The following is a 16,951-nucleotide window of genomic DNA, read 5'->3' on the forward strand; positions in this document are numbered from 1 at the left end:
TTCTGGAGGTACTCCGATGTCCGTTCACTCCCTACAGACTGCGCCACGCGTGGCCAGCCAGGATGCCCCGGCCGCGCGCGCCGAGACGGCCCAGCCGATGGTCAGCTTCCGCAACGTGTGCAAGAGCTACGGCAGCTTCAGCGTGCTCAAGGACCTCAACCTGGAGGTGAAGGCCAACGAGAAGGTCGCCATCATCGGCCCCAGCGGCTCGGGCAAATCGACCCTGCTGCGCGCACTGATGACCCTGGAAACCATCGACAGCGGTCTGATCGAAGTCGACGGCGAGCCGCTGACCCACCTCAAGCGCAACGAGACCCTGGTGCGCGCGCCGGAGAGCCACGTGCGCAAGGTGCGCAGCAAGATCGGCATGGTGTTCCAGTGCTTCAACCTGTTCCCGCACATGAGCGCGCTGCGCAACGTGATGGAGGCACCGGTGCAGGTGCTCGGCATGCGCCGCATTGAGGCCCGCGAGCGCGCGGTGGAGTTGCTGGAAATGGTCGGCCTGGGCAACAAGCTCGACCACTATCCGTCACAGCTTTCCGGCGGCCAGCAGCAGCGCGTGGCCATTGCCCGCGCGCTGGCGATGCGGCCCAAGGTGATGCTGTTCGACGAGGTGACTTCGGCGCTGGACCCGGAGCTGTGCGGCGAGGTGCTCAACGTGGTGCGCAAGCTGGGCGCCGAGCACAACCTGACCATGCTCATGGTCACCCACCAGATGGGTTTCGCCCGCGAATTCGCCGACCGCGTGTGCTTCTTCCACCAGGGCAGCATCCTCGAGCAGGGCAGCCCGCAGCAGTTCTTCGGCCATCCGCAGCATGAGCGGACGCGGGCCTTCCTGAGTGCGGTGAACGAGGCGAATTGATCGGCTGGGGCTCTTCGTAGGACCGAGGGGGCGCCTAGCCCTTGCTCGCGAACAAACTCCACTGCGGGTCTTGGGTTCGCGAGCAAGCTCGCTCCTACAGAAAAGCAGTTCGCAGCGCAGCGGGGATCAGGCGTTGCCGACGAAGCGGAAGCCCGCGCCCTCGGCGTCGGTGCGCATCACTTCCATCTCCAGGATTGGCGCATCGAAGGGCATGTCCTGCACCTGGCCGGTCACGCGGGTTCCGGCGGGCAGCGCGGCGAGCACTTCATGACGGACGTAGACGCCGCCATCGGACAGATCACGGGTATGGCCGAACACATCACCGAAGCTGGCATGGCTGATCTTGATCCGGCACTTCATCGGGGTACGCGGGTACTGCCTTTGGTTCGACATGGATGGCATCCGTCCTGAATGTCAGCGCACTAATGGGCCTGAAACCCGGGGGTCAGGTCAAGCCAGCAATTGCGCGAGCAGCCAGAGATTGGCGGCGCTGATGACGCAGAACAAGCCCCAGGCCAGCACACGGGTCAGCAGGGAGTTGGCGAACTCGCCCATCAGCGCGCGATCGCTGGTGAAGCGGATCAGCGGCCAGAGCGCGAACGGCAGCTGCAGGCTGAGCACCACCTGGCTGAACACCAGCAGCTTGCCCACCGCCTTGTCGCCCAGCATCACCACGCCGATCAGCGCCGGGATCAGTGCCAGGGCGCGGGTAATCAGGCGGCGTTGCCAGCAGGGAATCTTCATCTGCAGGAAGCCATCCATGATCACCTGCCCGGCGATGGTGCCGGTGAAGGTGGAACTCTGCCCGGAGGCGAGCAGGGCGACGCCGAAGAGGATCGCCGCAAGGCCGGTGCCCACCAGTGGTTCGAGCAGGCGGTAGGCGTCCTGGATTTCGGTGACGCCGGTGTGGCCGGTCTCGTGGAAGGCCGCGGCGGCGAGGATCAGGATCGCCGCGTTGACCAGCAGCGCGAGGCTCAGTGAGACCACGGTGTCGATGCGTGTCAGACGGATAGCCGCAGCCTTGCCGTTGCTGCCGCTGACCTGCCGCGTCTGCACGATGGAGGAGTGCAGGTAGAGGTTGTGCGGCATCACCGTGGCGCCGAGGATGCCGATCGCCAGGTACAGCGGCTCGCGCTGGGTCACCGCGTCCCAGCTGGGCAGGAAGCCGGCGGCGACGTCGGGCCAGTAGGGCTTGATGAGGATCAGCTCAACCAGGTAGCAGCCGCTGATGGTGACGATCAGGCCGAGCATGATCGCTTCCAGGTGGCGGAAGCGCTGGCCCTTGAGGCCGAGCACGATGAGCGTGTCGAAGGCGGTGAGGATCACCCCGGTGACCAGGTCGACGCCCAGCAGCAGGTGGAAGGCCAGGGCGCAGCCGAGCACTTCGGCGAGGTCCGTGGCGACGATCGAAAGCTCCGCCAACAGCCATTGCAGGCGCGCCGTGCCCAGGCTGTAGCGACTGCGCGAGAGCTGCGCCAGGTCCTGGCCGGTGACGATGCCCAGGCGCATCGCCAGGCACTGCAGGACCATCCCTGCAAGGCTGGAGAGCAGCACCACGAACAGCAGCTGGTAGCCGAAGCCCGAGCCGGCTTCGATGGCGGTGGCCCAGTTGCCCGGGTCCATGTAGCCAATGGAGACCAGCAGGCCGGGGCCGGCGAACTGCAGGATGCGCTTGAACAACGGCGCGCCGGCCGCGACCTGGATGCTGCCTTTGACTTCCGAGGGACAGAACGGCGCAGTGGCGGTAGTCGGCAGGCCGAGCATGGGGAGGGATTCCGGGAGCGTGGGACGTTCAGCCTGACGCCCCTGGCGTCAACAATCCAGGGGCGCCGTGCCTATCGGGTCGATTGAGCCTGGCGTGCTCAGTACCAGCGGGCCTCGCCCTCGGGACGCTTCTTGAAGCGCTTCATGGTCCACATGTACTGGCTGGGATAGGCGCGCACGTACTTGGCCAGCTCGCGGCTGAGCGCAGCCACCGACACTTCCATGTCCTTGTCGTACATGTCCGCCGGCGCGGCTTCGAGGATCACCTTGTAGCCGCTGCCATCGGGCAGGCGCACGGCGTGGAAGAACACCCCGCGGGCCTTGCCGCGCGAGAGCAGGGAGGGCACGAACTTGCTGGTCAGCGCGGTGGTGCCCAGGTAGGGCACGAACAGGCCCGAGCCCAGGTCCGGCTCCGGGTCGCAGGGGATGCCGACACAGCCGCCGTTCTTCACTTCCTTGATCACGCTCTTGATGCCTTCGGGCGTCGAGGGCGCGACGCGGTTGCCCAGCTGTACGCGCTGCTTCTTCAGCAGATCGTCCACCGCCTTGAGCTTGGGCGGGCGGTAGAAAATGATCGGCTTGGCGTAGGAGCAGTAGAAGTGGTTGAGCACTTCCCAGTTGCCCAGGTGGCTGGTGATGCCGACCAGGCCATCGCCGGAGGCCAGCGCTTCTTCCAGCACTTCCATGCCTTCGACTTCGCGGATGTACTGCAGCGACTTCTGCGGCGACCACATCCAGGCGCAGGCGCTCTCGGTCAGCGTGCGGCCGATGTCCATCAGGCTCTGGCCGACGAGCTTCTCCAGTTCAGCCCCGGACAGTTCGGGGAAGCAGTGCGACAGGTTGATCCGCACGATCTCGCGGGACCGGTTGGGCAGTTTCCACATCAGCCAGCCGATGCCGGCGCCCAATGCGCCCACCGCGCGCCACGGCAGCATGGCGAACAACCGCAGGAAGCCCACCACCAGTGCGCCCTTGAATTTCTCCACGGAAAACTCCTTCAAGCAGATGGCGGCCATTGTAGCCGCTCGCGCCGGTAAATCGGGCGCCATCGCGGCTCCACACAATCTCCACCTGGCGAGCACATTGCGCCCACAGCGCGCGCGCAACCTGCGGCCATTCGATCCACTGGCCCGGAGGCCCGCGATGCGTATCCCAACCTTCCTTGCACGGCTGTGCTGCCTGCTGCTGGCGATGAGCGCCAGCCTGGTGGCGCTGGCTGCAGAGGACAGCAGCTCCAGTCCGTACTTCTTCGTCGAGAATGCCGATCCGGCCGTCGATGCCCTGCCGCTCAAGGCGACCCGCGTGGAGGCCCGCGTGCTGGGCAACATCGCCGAGGTGACGGTGACCCAGGAATACCGTAACCAGGGCAAGACGCCGCTGGAAGCACGCTACGTGTTCCCCGCCTCGACCCGCGCCGCCGTCCACGGCATGACCGTCCACCTGGGCGACCGGGTGATCCAGGCGCAGATCCGCGAGAAGCAGAAGGCCAAGGCCGAGTACCAGCAGGCCAAGCAGGACGGCAAGACCGCCGCACTGCTGGAACAGGAACGCGAGAACGTGTTCCAGATGAAGGTCGCCAACATCCTCCCCGGCGACGTGGTGCAGGTGGAGTTGCGCTACAGCGAGCTGCTGGTGCCCACCGACGGGCGCTTCCAGTTCGTCTTCCCCACGGTGGTCGGGCCGCGCTACAACGGTCGCGGTGAATCCGGCAGCGGCAAGCAGCAGTGGATCGAGTCACCGTACCTGCCGGCCGGACAGCCTTCGGCCACGACCTTCGCCCTGCAGGTCGAACTGCTGGCGCCGGTGCAGATCGGCGAGATCGCCTCGCCTTCCCATCGCCTGACCATTCAGCGTGACGGCCGGCGCGCCACCGCGCAGATAGCGGCCGACGATGCCACCGCCAGCAACCGCGACTTCATCCTCGATTACCAGCTCGGCGGTGAGTCCGTGCAGAGCGGCCTGCTGTTGTCGCGCGGCGAGCAGGAGAACTTCTTCCTCGCCATGGTCGCCCCGCCGCGCGCGCCGGACACCCGGCTCATCGTGCCGCGCGACTATATCTTCGTGGTGGATGTCTCCGGTTCCATGAACGGCTTCCCACTGGACACCACCAAGACCCTGCTGCGCGACCTGATCGGCCGCCTCCGCCCCAGCGACACCTTCAACCTGCTGCTGTTCGCCGGCGACAACCGCAAGCTGGCGGAGCGTTCGCTCCCCGCCACGCCGGAAAACATCCGTCTGGCCATCGAGCTGCTGGACAGCCAGGTCGGCGCCGGCGGCACCGAGCTGATGCCGGCCCTGCGCGAGGCGCTGGCAATGCCCACGGACCCGGAGCGCTCGCGCAGCTTCGTGGTGGTTACCGACGGCTACGTCACCGTCGAGAGCAGCGCCTACAAGCTGGTGCGCGAGAACCTGAGCAAGGCCAACCTGTTCGCCTTCGGCATCGGCAGCGCGGTGAACCGCAGCCTGATCGAAGGACTGGCGCGGGCGGGGCAGGGCGAGCCTTTCGTGGTGACCGATGATGAGCAGGCGAACAAGGCGGCGCAGCGCTTCCGCAAGATGATCGACAGCCCGCTGCTCAAGGGCATCCACGCCCGTTTCGAAGGCCTCGATGTCTACGACGTGGAGCCGCTGCAATTGCCCGACCTGTTCGCCAATCGCCCGCTGGTACTGTTCGGCAAGTGGAAGGGCGCGCCGCGCGGCGAGCTGCGTCTCGACGCCCACGCCGCCGACGGCCCGTTCCAGGTACGGTTGCCGATCAGCACCGGCAACCTCACTGACAACGGTGGTGCGCTCGCCCACCTGTGGGCACGCCAACGCCTCGCCAGCCTGATGGATCAGGAGGCGCTCGATGGTGGCTTCGAGTTCAGCTCGCAGATCCTCGACCTCGGCCTGAAGTACCAGTTGCTGACGCCCTATACCTCGTTCATCGCCGTCGACCAGCAGGTGCGCAATGCCGATCCGCAGTTGAGCCAGACGGTCGACCAACCGCTGCCTATGCCACAGGGCGTGAGCAACAACGCCATCGGCAGCACCGTGCCCGGCACGCCGGAACCGGGCGTATGGGCCATGTTGCTGCTGGCCGCGCTGGGGGCCTGGTTCTGGCGGAGGAAGGCCGCATGATCCGCCGCCTGCCCGGCTGGAGCTGGCTGTTGTTCGCCGCACTGGCGGCCTGGCCGAGCTGGCTGTGGGCGGCACGGCGGCTCGGTGATGGCTCGGATGATCCGCTGGGAATCATCGCGCTGGCGGCACTCGGAGTACTGCTTTGGCGCGACCGTCACAGCCTGCGCACGCAACCACGCCTGCACTGGCTGGGTGCGGCAGCGCTGTTGCTGATCTCCGGCGCGCTTTTCCAGTCGATTCTGCCGCCGCTGCTGCGCGGGCTGCTCTCGGTGTTGGCGCTGCTGCTGGTGATCCTCAGCCTGCGAGCGTCCGGCCAGCCCTGGCTGTCCTGGCTGGGGCTGGGCGTGCTGTCGTTGCCGCTGCTGTCTTCGCTGCAGTTCTTCGTCGGTTATCCATTGCGCGTCATCACTGCCGAGGTCAGCGCGTGGTTGCTGCGCCTGGGGAGCTGGACAGTGGAACGGCAGGGTAGTGCGCTGCTGGTGGACGGCCAGTGGGTGATGGTCGATGCGCCGTGCTCGGGCATCCAGATGGCCTGGGTCGGCTACTTCACCGCCTGCGCGCTGGCGGCCTGGCTGCGGCTGCCGGACTGCCTGCTGCTGCGCCGCCTGCCGCTGGTGGGACTGCTGGTACTGGGCGGCAACATCCTGCGCAACACGCTGCTGGTGTGGGGCGAGAGCGGCGCGAGCGGGTTTCCCGGCTGGGCCCATGAGGCGGTCGGGCTGCTGGTGTTCGTCGGAGTCTGCGGGATGATTTTCCGGGTGATCGGGCGGCGTGCTTTTGCACTGCCGGCATCGGTGAAAGCAGCGCAGCCTGACGCTTCGACACATTTCACCGGCAGCCTGCTTGGTGCTCTGCTGCTGGCGATGCTCTGGCCTTTCCTGTCGCCGGCTACCACCGCGTCAGAGGCCGCTCGCGTCGCCCATGAATGGCCGGTGCAATTCGAAGGTCGTGCCTTGCGCCCGCTGGCGCTTTCGCCGGTGGAGCAGCGCTTCGCCGCGGACTTTCCCGGCCAGCTCGGCCGTTTTACCGATGGCCAGCGCAGCATCGTACTGCGCCAGGTGCTGCGGCCGACGCGCAAGCTGCACCCGGCAGAGGATTGCTTCCGCGCGCTGGGCTATCGCATCGAGCAGACGCAGCTTCGGCAACGGGTTAGCGCGCAGGGCCTGCAACGCTGCTTCGTGGTCGAACGCGAGGGAGTGCGACTGCAGGTCTGCGACTACATCGAGGACGCCATCGGCCAATCCTTCTCCGATACCTCGGCGTGGTACTGGTCGGCACTTTCCGGGCGCTCCACCGGGCCTTGGCAGGCGATCACTGTGGCCAGCCCGCTGCCCTAGGCGCGGGTCAGCTGGGCGTAGCGGTCACAGTCAACGGTGTGGTCCATCACCATGCCGGTGGCCTGCATGAAGGCGTAGCAGATGGTCGGGCCGACGAAATTGAAACCGGCCTTGCGCAGCGCCTTGCTCATGGCCTCGGCCTCGGGTGTCACCGCCGGCACGTCGCCGCGGCCACTGAAGTGGTTGACCTTGGGCTGGCCGCCGACGAAGGACCAGAGGAAGGTCACCGGGTCCTCCAGCTTCAGCCAGGCCTGGGCGTTCTGCCGCGCGGCCTTGAGCTTGGCGAAATTGCGAATGATGCCCGGGTCCTGCATGCGCTCCTCGATTTCCTCGTCGGTCATGCGTGCCAGGCGTTCCGGATCGAAGCCGAACAGTACTTCGCGGTAGCGCTCGCGCTTCTTCAGCACGGTGATCCACGACAGGCCGGCCTGGGCGCCTTCAAGGATGATCATTTCGAACAGTGCGCGAGCGTCGCGCTGGGGCACACCCCACTCGGCATCGTGGTAGGCGATGTACAGCGGGTCGTCGTTACACCAGGAGCAGCGGGACATGGCAGTCGGCCTTCGAAACGGGAAGGTTCTGACTATAGACAAATAGCTGTACAAAAATACAGTCATAAATCCTGTTTTTCCCCCTTCGAGGGCCTACGAACGGTCGCGCAAAAATCGCTGTGAAGCCCAAGCTGCAAGCGTCTTGGGGTATACTGCCGGGTTTTAGTCGCATATCCAGCACAGGTGAAATTCGTGAGCCAGACTACGCCCGCCGTGCCCACCTTCCAGGACCTGATCCTCGCCCTGCAAAAATACTGGGCCGATCAGGGCTGTGTGGTGCTGCAGCCCTACGACATGGAAGTAGGCGCAGGCACCTTCCACACCGCCACCTTCCTCCGCGCCGTGGGCCCGGAAACCTGGAACGCGGCGTACGTGCAACCGAGCCGCCGTCCTACCGACGGCCGCTACGGCGAGAACCCCAACCGCCTGCAGCACTACTACCAGTTCCAGGTGGTCCTCAAGCCCAACCCGGAGAACTTCCAGGAGCTGTACCTGGGCTCGCTGCAGGCCATCGGCATCGACCCGCTGGTGCACGACATCCGTTTCGTCGAGGACAACTGGGAATCGCCGACCCTCGGCGCCTGGGGCCTGGGCTGGGAAATCTGGCTGAACGGCATGGAAGTCACCCAGTTCACCTACTTCCAGCAGGTCGGCGGCATCGAGTGCTACCCGGTCACCGGTGAAATCACCTACGGCCTGGAACGCCTGGCCATGTACATCCAGGGCGTCGACTCGGTCTACGACCTGGTGTGGGCCGACGGCCCATTCGGCAAGGTCACCTACGGCGACGTGTTCCACCAGAATGAAGTGGAGCAGTCGACCTACAACTTCGAACACGCCAACGTCGAGAAGTTGTTCGAGCTGTTCGACTTCTATGAAAGCGAAGCCAACCGCCTGATCGAGCTGCAACTGCCGCTGCCGACCTACGAGATGGTCCTCAAGGCCTCGCACACCTTCAACCTGCTGGACGCCCGCCGCGCCATCTCGGTGACCGAGCGTCAGCGCTACATCCTGCGCGTGCGCACCCTGGCCCGCGCCGTGGCGCAGAGCTACCTGCAGGCCCGCGCCCGCCTCGGCTTCCCGATGGCCACCCCCGCATTGCGTGACGAAGTACTGGCCAAGCTGAAGGAGGCCGAATAATGAGCGCGAAGGATTTCCTCGTCGAACTGGGCACCGAAGAGCTGCCACCCAAGGCGCTGAAAAGCCTCGGTGAAGCCTTCCTGGCCGGCATCGAGAAGGGCCTCAAGGCCGCCGGCCTGACCTACGCCGCCGCGCGCTGCTATGCCGCGCCGCGCCGCCTGGCCGTGCAGATCGACCAGCTCGCCGTGCAGCAGCCGGACCGCACCGTGAACCTCGACGGCCCGCCGCTGCAGGCTGCCTTCGACGCCAACGGCAACCCGACCCAGGCCGCCCTCGGCTTCGCCAAGAAGTGCGGTGTGGACCTGGAGCTGATCGACAAGAGCGGCCCGAAACTCAAGTTCAGCCAGACCATCGCCGGCCAACCGGCCGTAGGTCTGCTGCCGGGCATCGTCGAAGCCTCGCTGAACGAGCTGCCGATTCCCAAGCGCATGCGCTGGGCAGCCCGTCGTGAAGAGTTCGTGCGTCCGACCCAGTGGCTGGTGATGCTGTTCGGCGACGACGTCGTCGACTGCGAGATCCTGACCAAGAAGGCCGGTCGCGAATCCCGCGGCCACCGCTTCCACAACCCGGCCAACGTGCGCATCTCGGCACCGGCCAACTACCTGGAAGACCTGCGCAGCGCCCACGTGCTGGCCGACTTCGCCGAGCGCCGCGAGATCATCTCCAGGCGCGTCGCCGAACTGGCTGCCGAGCAGAAGGGCAGCGCCATCGTCCCGGCCGACCTGCTGGACGAAGTGACCGCGCTGGTCGAGTGGCCGGTGCCGCTGGTGTGCTCCTTCGAGGAGCGCTTCCTCGCGGTGCCGCAGGAAGCCCTGATCACCACCATGCAGGACAACCAGAAGTACTTCTGCCTGCTGGACGCCAACGGCAAGCTGCTGCCGCGCTTCATCACCGTGGCCAACGTCGAGAGCAAGGCGCCGGAGCACATCGTCTCCGGCAACGAGAAGGTCGTTCGCCCGCGCCTGACCGACGCCGAGTTCTTCTTCAAGCAGGACCAGAAGCAACCGCTGGAAGCCTTCAACGCCCGTCTGAAGAACGTGGTGTTCCAGGCCCAGCTGGGCACTGTCTACGAGAAGGCCGAACGGGTTTCCAAACTGGCCGCCTACATCGCCGAGCGCATCGGTGGAGATGCCACCAACGCTGCCCGCGCCGGCATCCTCTCCAAGTGCGACCTGGCCACCGAAATGGTCGGCGAGTTCCCGGAGATGCAGGGCATCGCGGGTTACTACTACGCCACTGCCGGTGGCGAAGCCAAGGACGTCGCCCTGGCGCTGAACGAGCAATACATGCCGCGCGGCGCTGGCGCCGAACTGCCGGGCACCCTGACCGGTGCGGCGGTCGCGGTGGCCGACAAGCTGGACACCCTGGTCGGCATCTTCGGCATCGGCATGCTGCCCACCGGCAGCAAGGACCCGTACGCCCTGCGTCGTGCCGCCCTGGGCGTGCTGCGCATCCTCATCGAGAAGCAGCTGGACCTGGACCTGGTCGACGCCATCAGCGTCGCCGTGGCCCAGTACGGCGACAAGGTGAAGGCCGAAGGCCTGTCCGAACAGGTGCAGGACTTCGTCTTCGACCGCCTGCGCGCCCGTTACGAGGATGAAGGCGTCAACGTAGCCGTGTACCAGGCCGTACGTGCACTCAAGCCGACCGCTCCGCTGGACTTCGACCAGCGCGTGCAGGCCGTACAGGCGTTCCGTCAGCTGCCCGAAGCCGAAGCCCTCGCCGCCGCCAACAAGCGCGTGTCGAACATCCTGGCCAAGGCCGAAGGCGACGTGCCTGCCGCCGTCAACGCCAGCCTGTTCACCGAGGCTGCCGAGAAGGCCCTTGGCAGCGCCGTGGCAGCCGCCGAGAGCGAAGTGGCTCCGCTGGCAGCGGCTCGCGACTATCGCGCCGCCCTGGCCCGTCTGGCAGCCCTGCGCGCGCCGGTGGACGCCTTCTTCGAGGAAGTCCTGGTCAACGCGGACGACAACGCCGTGAAGGCCAACCGCTACGCGCTGCTGGCGAAGCTGCGCGGGTTGTTCCTCGGCGTCGCCGACATCTCGCTGCTGGGTTGATGCCCACCTGAAAGCCGGGAGTTCGCAACGGTTCGCCGTGACGGACTCCCGGCTTTTTCATTTCCGACTTATCGAAAGTGTCTGACTTGCCGAATCACCCATGAAGCTACTGATCCTCGACCGCGACGGTGTCATCAACCAGGACTCCGACGCCTACATCAAATCCCTCGACGAGTGGATCCCGATCCCCAGCGCGATCACCGCCATCGCCCGCCTGAGCAAGGCCGGCTGGACCGTGGCCGTGGCCACCAACCAGTCGGGCATCGCCCGCGGCTATTACGACCTGGCCACCCTGGAGAGCATGCACCAGCGCCTGCGCGAACTGGTGGCAGAGCAGGGCGGTGAACTCGGCGTGGTCGTCTACTGCCCCCACGGCCCCGACGAGGGCTGCGACTGCCGCAAGCCGAAACCCGGTATGCTGCGGCAGATTGCCCAGCATTACGGCGTGGAATTACGCGGCACCTGGTTCGTGGGTGACAGCCGGGGTGACCTGGACGCCGCGCTGGCCGTCGATTGTCAGCCAGTGTTGGTAAAGACCGGCAAAGGCGAGCGAACCCTGACCAAGCCGTTGCCCGAAGGCACGCTGGTATTCGACGATCTGGCGGCAGTAGCCGACCAACTTCTTTCCTGAGGACCCATCTCCCATGTCGATAGTGCAGGCCATCAGAACCGTTCTTTTCTACCTGCTGCTGTCGTTCAGCGCTTTCGTCTGGGGCACCCTGAGCCTGCTCATTGCGCCCTTCCTGCCGTACCGCGCGCGCTACCGCTTCATCGCCCAGGCCTGGTGCAAGTTCGCCGTCTGGCTCGCCAGCTGGGTGGTCGGCGTGCGCTACGAACTCAAAGGCGCGGAGAACATCCCCGACCAGCCCTGCGTGATCCTGGCCAAACACCAGAGCACCTGGGAGACCTTCTTCCTCACCGGCTACTTCGAGCCGCTGGCGCTGGTGCTCAAACGCGAGCTGCTGTTCGTACCTTTCTTCGGCTGGGCGATGGCACTGCTCAAGCCCATCGCCATCAACCGCGAGCAGCCCAAGGTGGCCCTCAAGCAGATCGCCAAGCAGGGCGATGAGTGCCTCAAGAAGGGCGCCTGGGTATTGATCTTCCCCGAAGGCACCCGCGTTCCTACCGGCCAGATCGGCAAGTTCTCCCGCGGCGGCGCCTCCCTGGCGGTCAACGCCAACCTGCCGGTACTGCCGATTGCCCACAACGCGGGCCACTGCTGGCCGAAGAACGGCTGGGCGAAATACCCGGGGACCATCCAGGTGGTAATCGGCCCGGCCATGTACGCCGAAGGGGAGGGCGCACGCGCCATCACCGAGCTCAACCAGCGCGCCGAGAACTGGGTCATCCAGACCCTGCGCGAGATGGGCGAACTGCCGGCCGACGCCACGCCTCAATCGGTGGCCGAGGCGTCCTGACACAGCGCCTTCCCGCAGACAAAAGAAAAGGGCCCCGAAGGGCCCTTTCTTTTTGCCTGTAGGTCAGACGTCCAGGTTGGACACCGCCAGGGCGTTGCTTTCGATGAAGTCGCGGCGCGGCTCCACGGCATCGCCCATCAGGGTGTTGAACAGCTGGTCGGCCGCGATGGCGTCCTCGATGGTTACCTTCAGCATGCGCCGCACGTTCGGGTCCATGGTGGTTTCCCACAGCTGATCCGGGTTCATCTCGCCCAGACCTTTGTATCGCTGGATGCTGTGGCGCTTGGTGCCTTCGGTCATCAGCCAGTCGAGGGCTTCCTTGAAGGTGCTGACCGGCTTCTTGCGCTCGCCCTTCTGTACGTAGGCACCTTCCTCCAGCAGGCTGTTCAGCTTGCTGCCCAACTCGGTGACCGCGCGGTAATCGTTACTGGCGAAGAAGTCGCGGTTGAAGGTGATGTAGCTCGACAGGCCGTGAGCGACCATCTCGACTTCCGGCAGCCACAGGTGACGCTCGCGGTCTTCGCGCAGGCTGACCTTGTACACCAGGCCGGATTTCTCGCTGCTCTTCAGGCGCTCCTGATACTGGTCCAGCCAGCTCTGCATGGCAGCCTGGTCACCCAGTTGCTCGGTTTCGATGCGCGGCAGGTAGACGAAGTGCTCGGTCAGGTCCTGCGGGTACAGACGGGACAGGCGCTTGAGGGTGCGCATGACGGCGCGGTACTCGTTGACCAGCTTCTCCAGCGCCTCGCCGGACAGGCCCGGAGCGCTTTCGTTGACGTGCACGCTGGCCTCCTCAAGGGCCGACTGGGTCATGTACTCATCCATGGCCACGTCGTCCTTGATGTACTGCTCCTGCTTGCCGCGCTTCACCTTGTACAGCGGCGGCTGGGCGATGTAGATGTAGCCGCGCTCGACCAGTTCCGGCAGCTGACGGAAGAAGAAGGTCAGCAGCAGGGTACGGATGTGCGAACCGTCGACGTCAGCATCGGTCATGATGATGATGTTGTGGTAACGCAGCTTGTCGATGTTGTACTCCTCGCGACCGATACCGCAGCCCAACGCGGTGATCAGCGTGCCGACCTCCTGGGAGGACAGCATCTTGTCGAAGCGAGCCTTCTCGACGTTGAGGATCTTGCCCTTGAGCGGCAGGATCGCCTGGGTCTTGCGGTTACGGCCCTGCTTCGCAGAACCGCCCGCGGAGTCACCTTCCACGATGTACAGTTCGGAGAGGGCGGGGTCCTTCTCCTGGCAGTCGGCGAGCTTGCCCGGCAGGCCGGCGATGTCCAGCGCGCCCTTGCGGCGGGTCATCTCACGGGCCTTGCGCGCAGCCTCACGGGCACGGGCGGCATCGATCATCTTGCCGACTACGGCCTTGGCTTCGTTCGGGTTCTCCAGCAGGAAGTCGGCGAAGTATTTGCCCATCTCCTGCTCCACGGCGGTCTTCACCTCCGAGGAAACCAGCTTGTCCTTGGTCTGCGAGCTGAACTTCGGATCCGGCACCTTCACCGAAATGATCGCGGTCAGGCCTTCGCGGGCATCGTCGCCAGTGGTGGCGATCTTGAACTTCTTCGCCAGGCCTTCCTGCTCGATGTAGTTGTTCAGGTGACGGGTAAGGGCAGAGCGGAAGCCTGCCAGGTGGGTACCACCGTCACGCTGGGGAATGTTGTTGGTGAAGCAGAGAATGTTCTCGTTGAAGCTGTCGTTCCACTGCAGGGCGACTTCCACGCCGACGCCGTCTTCTTCACGCTGGCAGTTGAAGTGGAAGACCTGGTTCACCGCGGTCTTGTTGGTGTTCAGGTACTCGACGAAGGCGCGCAGGCCACCCTCGTACTTGAACAGCTCTTCCTTACCGGCACGCTCGTCACGCAGAACGATGCCGACGCCGGAGTTCAGGAACGACAGCTCGCGAATCCGCTTGGCCAGGATGTCCCAGCTGAAGTGGATGTTGTGGAAGGTTTCCGGAGACGGCTTGAAGTGCACCTCGGTACCCGAGCCATCGGTGTCACCCACCGGGCGCAGTGGGAACTGCGGTACGCCGTGGTGGTAGACCTGTTCCCAGACCTTGCCTTCACGGCGAATGGTCAGACGCAGCTCGTGGGAGAGGGCGTTCACCACCGACACACCCACGCCGTGCAGACCGCCGGAGACCTTGTAGCTGTTGTCGTCAAACTTACCGCCGGCGTGAAGGACGGTCATGATGACCTCGGCCGCGGAGACCCCTTCTTCCTTGTGGATATCCACCGGAATGCCGCGACCGTTGTCGCGCACGGTGATGGATTCATCGGTGTGAATGGTGATGCTGATCTCGCTGCAGTAGCCCGCCAGCGCTTCGTCGATCGAGTTGTCCACGACCTCGAAGACCATGTGGTGCAGGCCTGTGCCGTCGTCGGTATCACCGATGTACATGCCCGGACGCTTACGTACGGCATCCAGCCCCTTCAGTACCTTGATACTGGAAGAGTCGTAGGTGTTCTCGCTCATTCTTCACTCCCGATGGTAGTGTCCTGAGAGACGCGCCCATGTTCCACGTGGAACATCGACACCGGCGTTTCCGTTTGCCAGCCGTCTTTCAATAAGTGCGGGTCGACGCAGGTGATGAACACCTGACAACCCAGATCCTCGAGAAGCCGGCACAGAGACAACCGATGCTTCTCATCCAATTCGGAGGGGAGGTCATCCACCAGGTAGACGCATTGCCCGCGCTTGGCCTGGTTGATCAAGTGCCCCTGGGCGATCCGCAAAGCGCAGACCACCAGTTTCTGTTGGCCACGGGAAAGAATCTCCGCAGCATTGTGTCCCCCCAGACGAATTCTCAGGTCCGCCCGTTGCGGCCCCGCCTGGGTGTGTCCCATCTGCTGATCGCGCAGCAGGCTGGAAGACAGTACTTCACTCAGGTTGCGGTCCTTGTCCCATCCCCGGTAGTAGCTGAGCGTCAGGTCATCGATCTGGATCAGCTCGGCCAGGGTCCGCTCGAATTGAGGCTTGAGAGCCTGGATATAGGACCGTCGATAAGCGTCAATTTCGTCGCTCGCCGCGCACAATTCGCGGTCCCACGCAGCCTGCGAAGCACCGTCCAGTCTACCATGTCGGAGCCACGAGTTCCGCTGCCGCAGGGCCTTCTGCAGCCTCTGCCAGGCGACCATGAAGCGTTGTTCCACGTGGAACACTCCCCAGTCGAGGAACTGCCGGCGAATCTTCGGCGCCCCCTCCAACAGACGGAAGCTATCCGGATTGATCAACTGCAACGGCAACGTCTCGGCAAGTTGAGCAGCGCTTCGAGCATTCTGCCCGTCGATGCGAATCTGGAACTCGCCCTGACGATCACGTGAAACCCCCAGGCTGCTAACGAAGCCATTGCCCAGGCGAACCTGTCCGAAAACCGTGCAAGCCGGTTCTTCGTACTGGATGACAGGTTGCAGGCGCATGCTGCGGAAGGAGCGGGCGAGACCGAGCAGGTAGATGGCTTCCAGCACGCTGGTCTTGCCGCTGCCGTTTTCGCCGTAGAGGATGTTGATGCGGGGGGAGGGGGAGAAGGTCACCGGGTGCAGGTTGCGCACCGCGGTGACCGAAAGGCGGGTAAGGGACATCGATACGCGTCAGAGGCGCATCGGCATGACGACGTAGGCAGAATCGTCGTTGTCCGCTTCCTGCAGCAGCGCACTACTGTTGGAGTCGGAGAGAATCATGCGCACCTGCTCGGTCCCCATGACACCCAGGACGTCCAGCAGATAGCTGACGTTGAAGCCGATTTCCAGGCTGCCGCCGTTGTAGTCGACCTGCACTTCTTCTTCCGCCTCTTCCTGCTCCGGGTTGTTCGCCTGGATTTTCAGGAGGCCGTTGGAGAGTTGCAGACGGATGCCACGGTACTTCTCGTTAGACAGGATCGCGGTACGGCTGAACGCTTCGCGCAGCACCTGGCGATCACCGATGACCAGCTTGTCACCGCCCTTGGGCAGCACACGCTCGTAATCCGGGAACTTGCCGTCTACCAGCTTGGAAGTGAAGGTGAACTCGCCGGTGGTTGCACGGATATGGTGCTGGCCGAGGACGATGGACACTTCGCCATCCTGCTCGGTGAGCAGGCGAGCCAGTTCGAGGATGCCCTTACGCGGCACGATCACCTGGTGGCGATCCTGCGCTTCGGGCACGCCGTTGCTCAGCGAGCACATGGCCAGGCGGTGGCCGTCAGTAGCCACTGCACGCAGGGTGCCGCCACCCACTTCCAGCAGCATGCCGTTGAGGTAGTAGCGAACGTCCTGCTGCGCCATGGCGAAGCTGGTGCGATCGATCAGGCGACGCAGCTTGCTCTGCACCAGGCTGAAGGTCAGCGAACCCGGGCCTTCCTCAACAGTGGGGAAGTCGTTGGCCGGCAGGGTGGAAAGGGTGAAGCGGCTGCGGCCGGCCTTCACCAGGAGCTTCTGTTCGTCAACGCGGATGTCGATCACGGCGTCGCTGGGCAGGCTCTTGCAGATGTCCATCAGCTTGCGCGCCGGTACGGTGATTTCGCCCGGCTCGGCAGCGTCTTCCAGGGTGACGCGACCTACCAGCTCGACTTCCAGGTCGGTGCCGGTCAGCGACAGTTGCTGGCCTTCGACAACCAGCAGGACGTTGGAAAGAACCGGCAGCGTCTGGCGGCGCTCGACAACGCCAGCGACCAGTTGCAGGGGTTTCAACAGAGCTTCGCGTTGAATAGTGAAATGCATGG

Annotated in this window: 13 protein-coding genes and 1 pseudogene; 7 read left to right on the forward strand and 7 right to left on the reverse strand. The window is 64.8% G+C overall.

What is annotated here, in order from left to right; genetic code table 11:
* Positions 1-16 precede the first annotated feature (16 nt).
* A complete protein-coding gene (ehuA, locus tag IB255_RS13880; protein WP_081518974.1) occupies positions 17-862 on the forward strand; it encodes an ectoine/hydroxyectoine ABC transporter ATP-binding protein EhuA in 846 nt (281 codons plus the stop codon).
* 126 nt (positions 863-988) lie between these two features.
* Here the strand turns inward: ehuA and IB255_RS13885 are convergent, their stop codons facing one another.
* The 3 genes from IB255_RS13885 to IB255_RS13895 form a co-directional block, all read right to left on the reverse strand.
* The gene (locus IB255_RS13885; protein ID WP_081518975.1) at positions 989-1,255 is read right to left on the reverse strand and encodes a PilZ domain-containing protein; all 267 of its coding nucleotides are present in this window, start codon (positions 1,253-1,255) and stop codon (positions 989-991) included.
* 57 nt (positions 1,256-1,312) lie between these two features.
* On the reverse strand, positions 1,313-2,626 hold the full coding sequence (locus tag IB255_RS13890) for an Nramp family divalent metal transporter (RefSeq protein WP_081518976.1): 1,314 nt from the start codon (positions 2,624-2,626) through the stop codon (positions 1,313-1,315).
* Positions 2,627-2,724: 98 nt separating this feature from the next.
* Positions 2,725-3,612 carry a lysophospholipid acyltransferase gene (locus IB255_RS13895; protein WP_081519185.1) on the reverse strand — a complete coding sequence of 296 codons (888 nt, stop codon included), beginning with the start codon at positions 3,610-3,612 and terminating at the stop codon, positions 2,725-2,727.
* Between the two features lie 157 nt (positions 3,613-3,769).
* Between IB255_RS13895 and IB255_RS13900 the strand changes: the two genes are divergently transcribed.
* Together IB255_RS13900 and xrtQ are read left to right on the forward strand one after the other, a co-directional pair.
* Positions 3,770-5,746 (forward strand): VIT and vWA domain-containing protein, encoded by a 1,977-nt coding sequence (locus IB255_RS13900; protein ID WP_192210493.1) that lies wholly within the window; start codon positions 3,770-3,772, stop codon positions 5,744-5,746.
* Positions 5,743-7,083, forward strand: a complete 1,341-nt coding sequence (gene xrtQ / locus IB255_RS13905; RefSeq protein WP_168190523.1) for an exosortase Q — start codon at positions 5,743-5,745, stop codon at positions 7,081-7,083. The genes IB255_RS13900 and xrtQ overlap by 4 nt, the downstream gene beginning before the upstream one ends.
* Here xrtQ and IB255_RS13910 read toward each other — a convergent pair.
* A complete protein-coding gene (locus IB255_RS13910) occupies positions 7,080-7,634 on the reverse strand; it encodes a DNA-3-methyladenine glycosylase I (RefSeq protein ID WP_081518979.1) in 555 nt (184 codons plus the stop codon). The genes xrtQ and IB255_RS13910 overlap by 4 nt on opposite strands.
* A gap of 192 nt (positions 7,635-7,826) precedes the next feature.
* Between IB255_RS13910 and glyQ the strand changes: the two genes are divergently transcribed.
* From glyQ to IB255_RS13930, 4 genes are all read left to right on the forward strand, one after another.
* Entirely contained in the window at positions 7,827-8,774 is a 948-nt protein-coding gene (glyQ, locus tag IB255_RS13915; RefSeq protein WP_081518980.1) for a glycine--tRNA ligase subunit alpha, read from the forward strand.
* Positions 8,774-10,828: a glycine--tRNA ligase subunit beta gene (gene glyS / locus IB255_RS13920; RefSeq protein ID WP_081518981.1), complete on the forward strand. Its 2,055-nt coding sequence runs from the start codon at positions 8,774-8,776 to the stop codon at positions 10,826-10,828. Before glyQ ends, glyS begins: the two co-directional genes overlap by 1 nt.
* 100 nt (positions 10,829-10,928) lie before the next feature.
* Entirely contained in the window at positions 10,929-11,459 is a 531-nt protein-coding gene (gmhB, locus tag IB255_RS13925; protein ID WP_081518982.1) for a D-glycero-beta-D-manno-heptose 1,7-bisphosphate 7-phosphatase, read from the forward strand.
* A gap of 13 nt (positions 11,460-11,472) precedes the next feature.
* Positions 11,473-12,246 carry a lysophospholipid acyltransferase family protein gene (locus IB255_RS13930; RefSeq protein WP_081518983.1) on the forward strand — a complete coding sequence of 258 codons (774 nt, stop codon included), beginning with the start codon at positions 11,473-11,475 and terminating at the stop codon, positions 12,244-12,246.
* Between the two features lie 63 nt (positions 12,247-12,309).
* Here the strand turns inward: IB255_RS13930 and gyrB are convergent, their stop codons facing one another.
* The 3 genes and pseudogenes from gyrB to dnaN all read right to left on the reverse strand — a co-directional run bounded on the left by gyrB (position 12,310) and on the right by dnaN (position 16,949).
* Positions 12,310-14,727, reverse strand: coding sequence for a DNA topoisomerase (ATP-hydrolyzing) subunit B (gyrB, locus tag IB255_RS13935; protein ID WP_081518984.1), 2,418 nt, complete (start codon positions 14,725-14,727; stop codon positions 12,310-12,312).
* 3 nt (positions 14,728-14,730) lie between these two features.
* Positions 14,731-15,833: pseudogene (gene recF, locus IB255_RS13940) on the reverse strand (DNA replication/repair protein RecF).
* 9 nt (positions 15,834-15,842) lie between these two features.
* Positions 15,843-16,949: a DNA polymerase III subunit beta gene (gene dnaN / locus IB255_RS13945; protein WP_024765010.1), complete on the reverse strand. Its 1,107-nt coding sequence runs from the start codon at positions 16,947-16,949 to the stop codon at positions 15,843-15,845.
* Positions 16,950-16,951 lie beyond the last annotated feature (2 nt).

This window comes from Pseudomonas sp. PDM22 (genome assembly GCF_014851965.1).
In the GTDB taxonomy this organism is placed as follows: Bacteria; Pseudomonadota; Gammaproteobacteria; order Pseudomonadales; family Pseudomonadaceae; genus Pseudomonas.

What these genes read in the sequence shown, in the direction of transcription:
- ehuA (WP_081518974.1), top strand. Translation starts at nt 17, where the DNA reads ATGTCCGTTCACTCCCTACAGACTGCGCCACGCGTGGCCAGCCAGGAT.
- IB255_RS13885 (WP_081518975.1), bottom strand. Translation starts at nt 1,255, where the DNA reads ATGTCGAACCAAAGGCAGTACCCGCGTACCCCGATGAAGTGCCGGATC.
- IB255_RS13890 (WP_081518976.1), bottom strand. Translation starts at nt 2,626, where the DNA reads ATGCTCGGCCTGCCGACTACCGCCACTGCGCCGTTCTGTCCCTCGGAA.
- IB255_RS13900 (WP_192210493.1), top strand. Translation starts at nt 3,770, where the DNA reads ATGCGTATCCCAACCTTCCTTGCACGGCTGTGCTGCCTGCTGCTGGCG.
- xrtQ (WP_168190523.1), top strand. Translation starts at nt 5,743, where the DNA reads ATGATCCGCCGCCTGCCCGGCTGGAGCTGGCTGTTGTTCGCCGCACTG.
- IB255_RS13910 (WP_081518979.1), bottom strand. Translation starts at nt 7,634, where the DNA reads ATGTCCCGCTGCTCCTGGTGTAACGACGACCCGCTGTACATCGCCTAC.
- glyS (WP_081518981.1), top strand. Translation starts at nt 8,774, where the DNA reads ATGAGCGCGAAGGATTTCCTCGTCGAACTGGGCACCGAAGAGCTGCCA.
- gmhB (WP_081518982.1), top strand. Translation starts at nt 10,929, where the DNA reads ATGAAGCTACTGATCCTCGACCGCGACGGTGTCATCAACCAGGACTCC.
- IB255_RS13930 (WP_081518983.1), top strand. Translation starts at nt 11,473, where the DNA reads ATGTCGATAGTGCAGGCCATCAGAACCGTTCTTTTCTACCTGCTGCTG.
- gyrB (WP_081518984.1), bottom strand. Translation starts at nt 14,727, where the DNA reads ATGAGCGAGAACACCTACGACTCTTCCAGTATCAAGGTACTGAAGGGG.
- dnaN (WP_024765010.1), bottom strand. Translation starts at nt 16,949, where the DNA reads ATGCATTTCACTATTCAACGCGAAGCTCTGTTGAAACCCCTGCAACTG.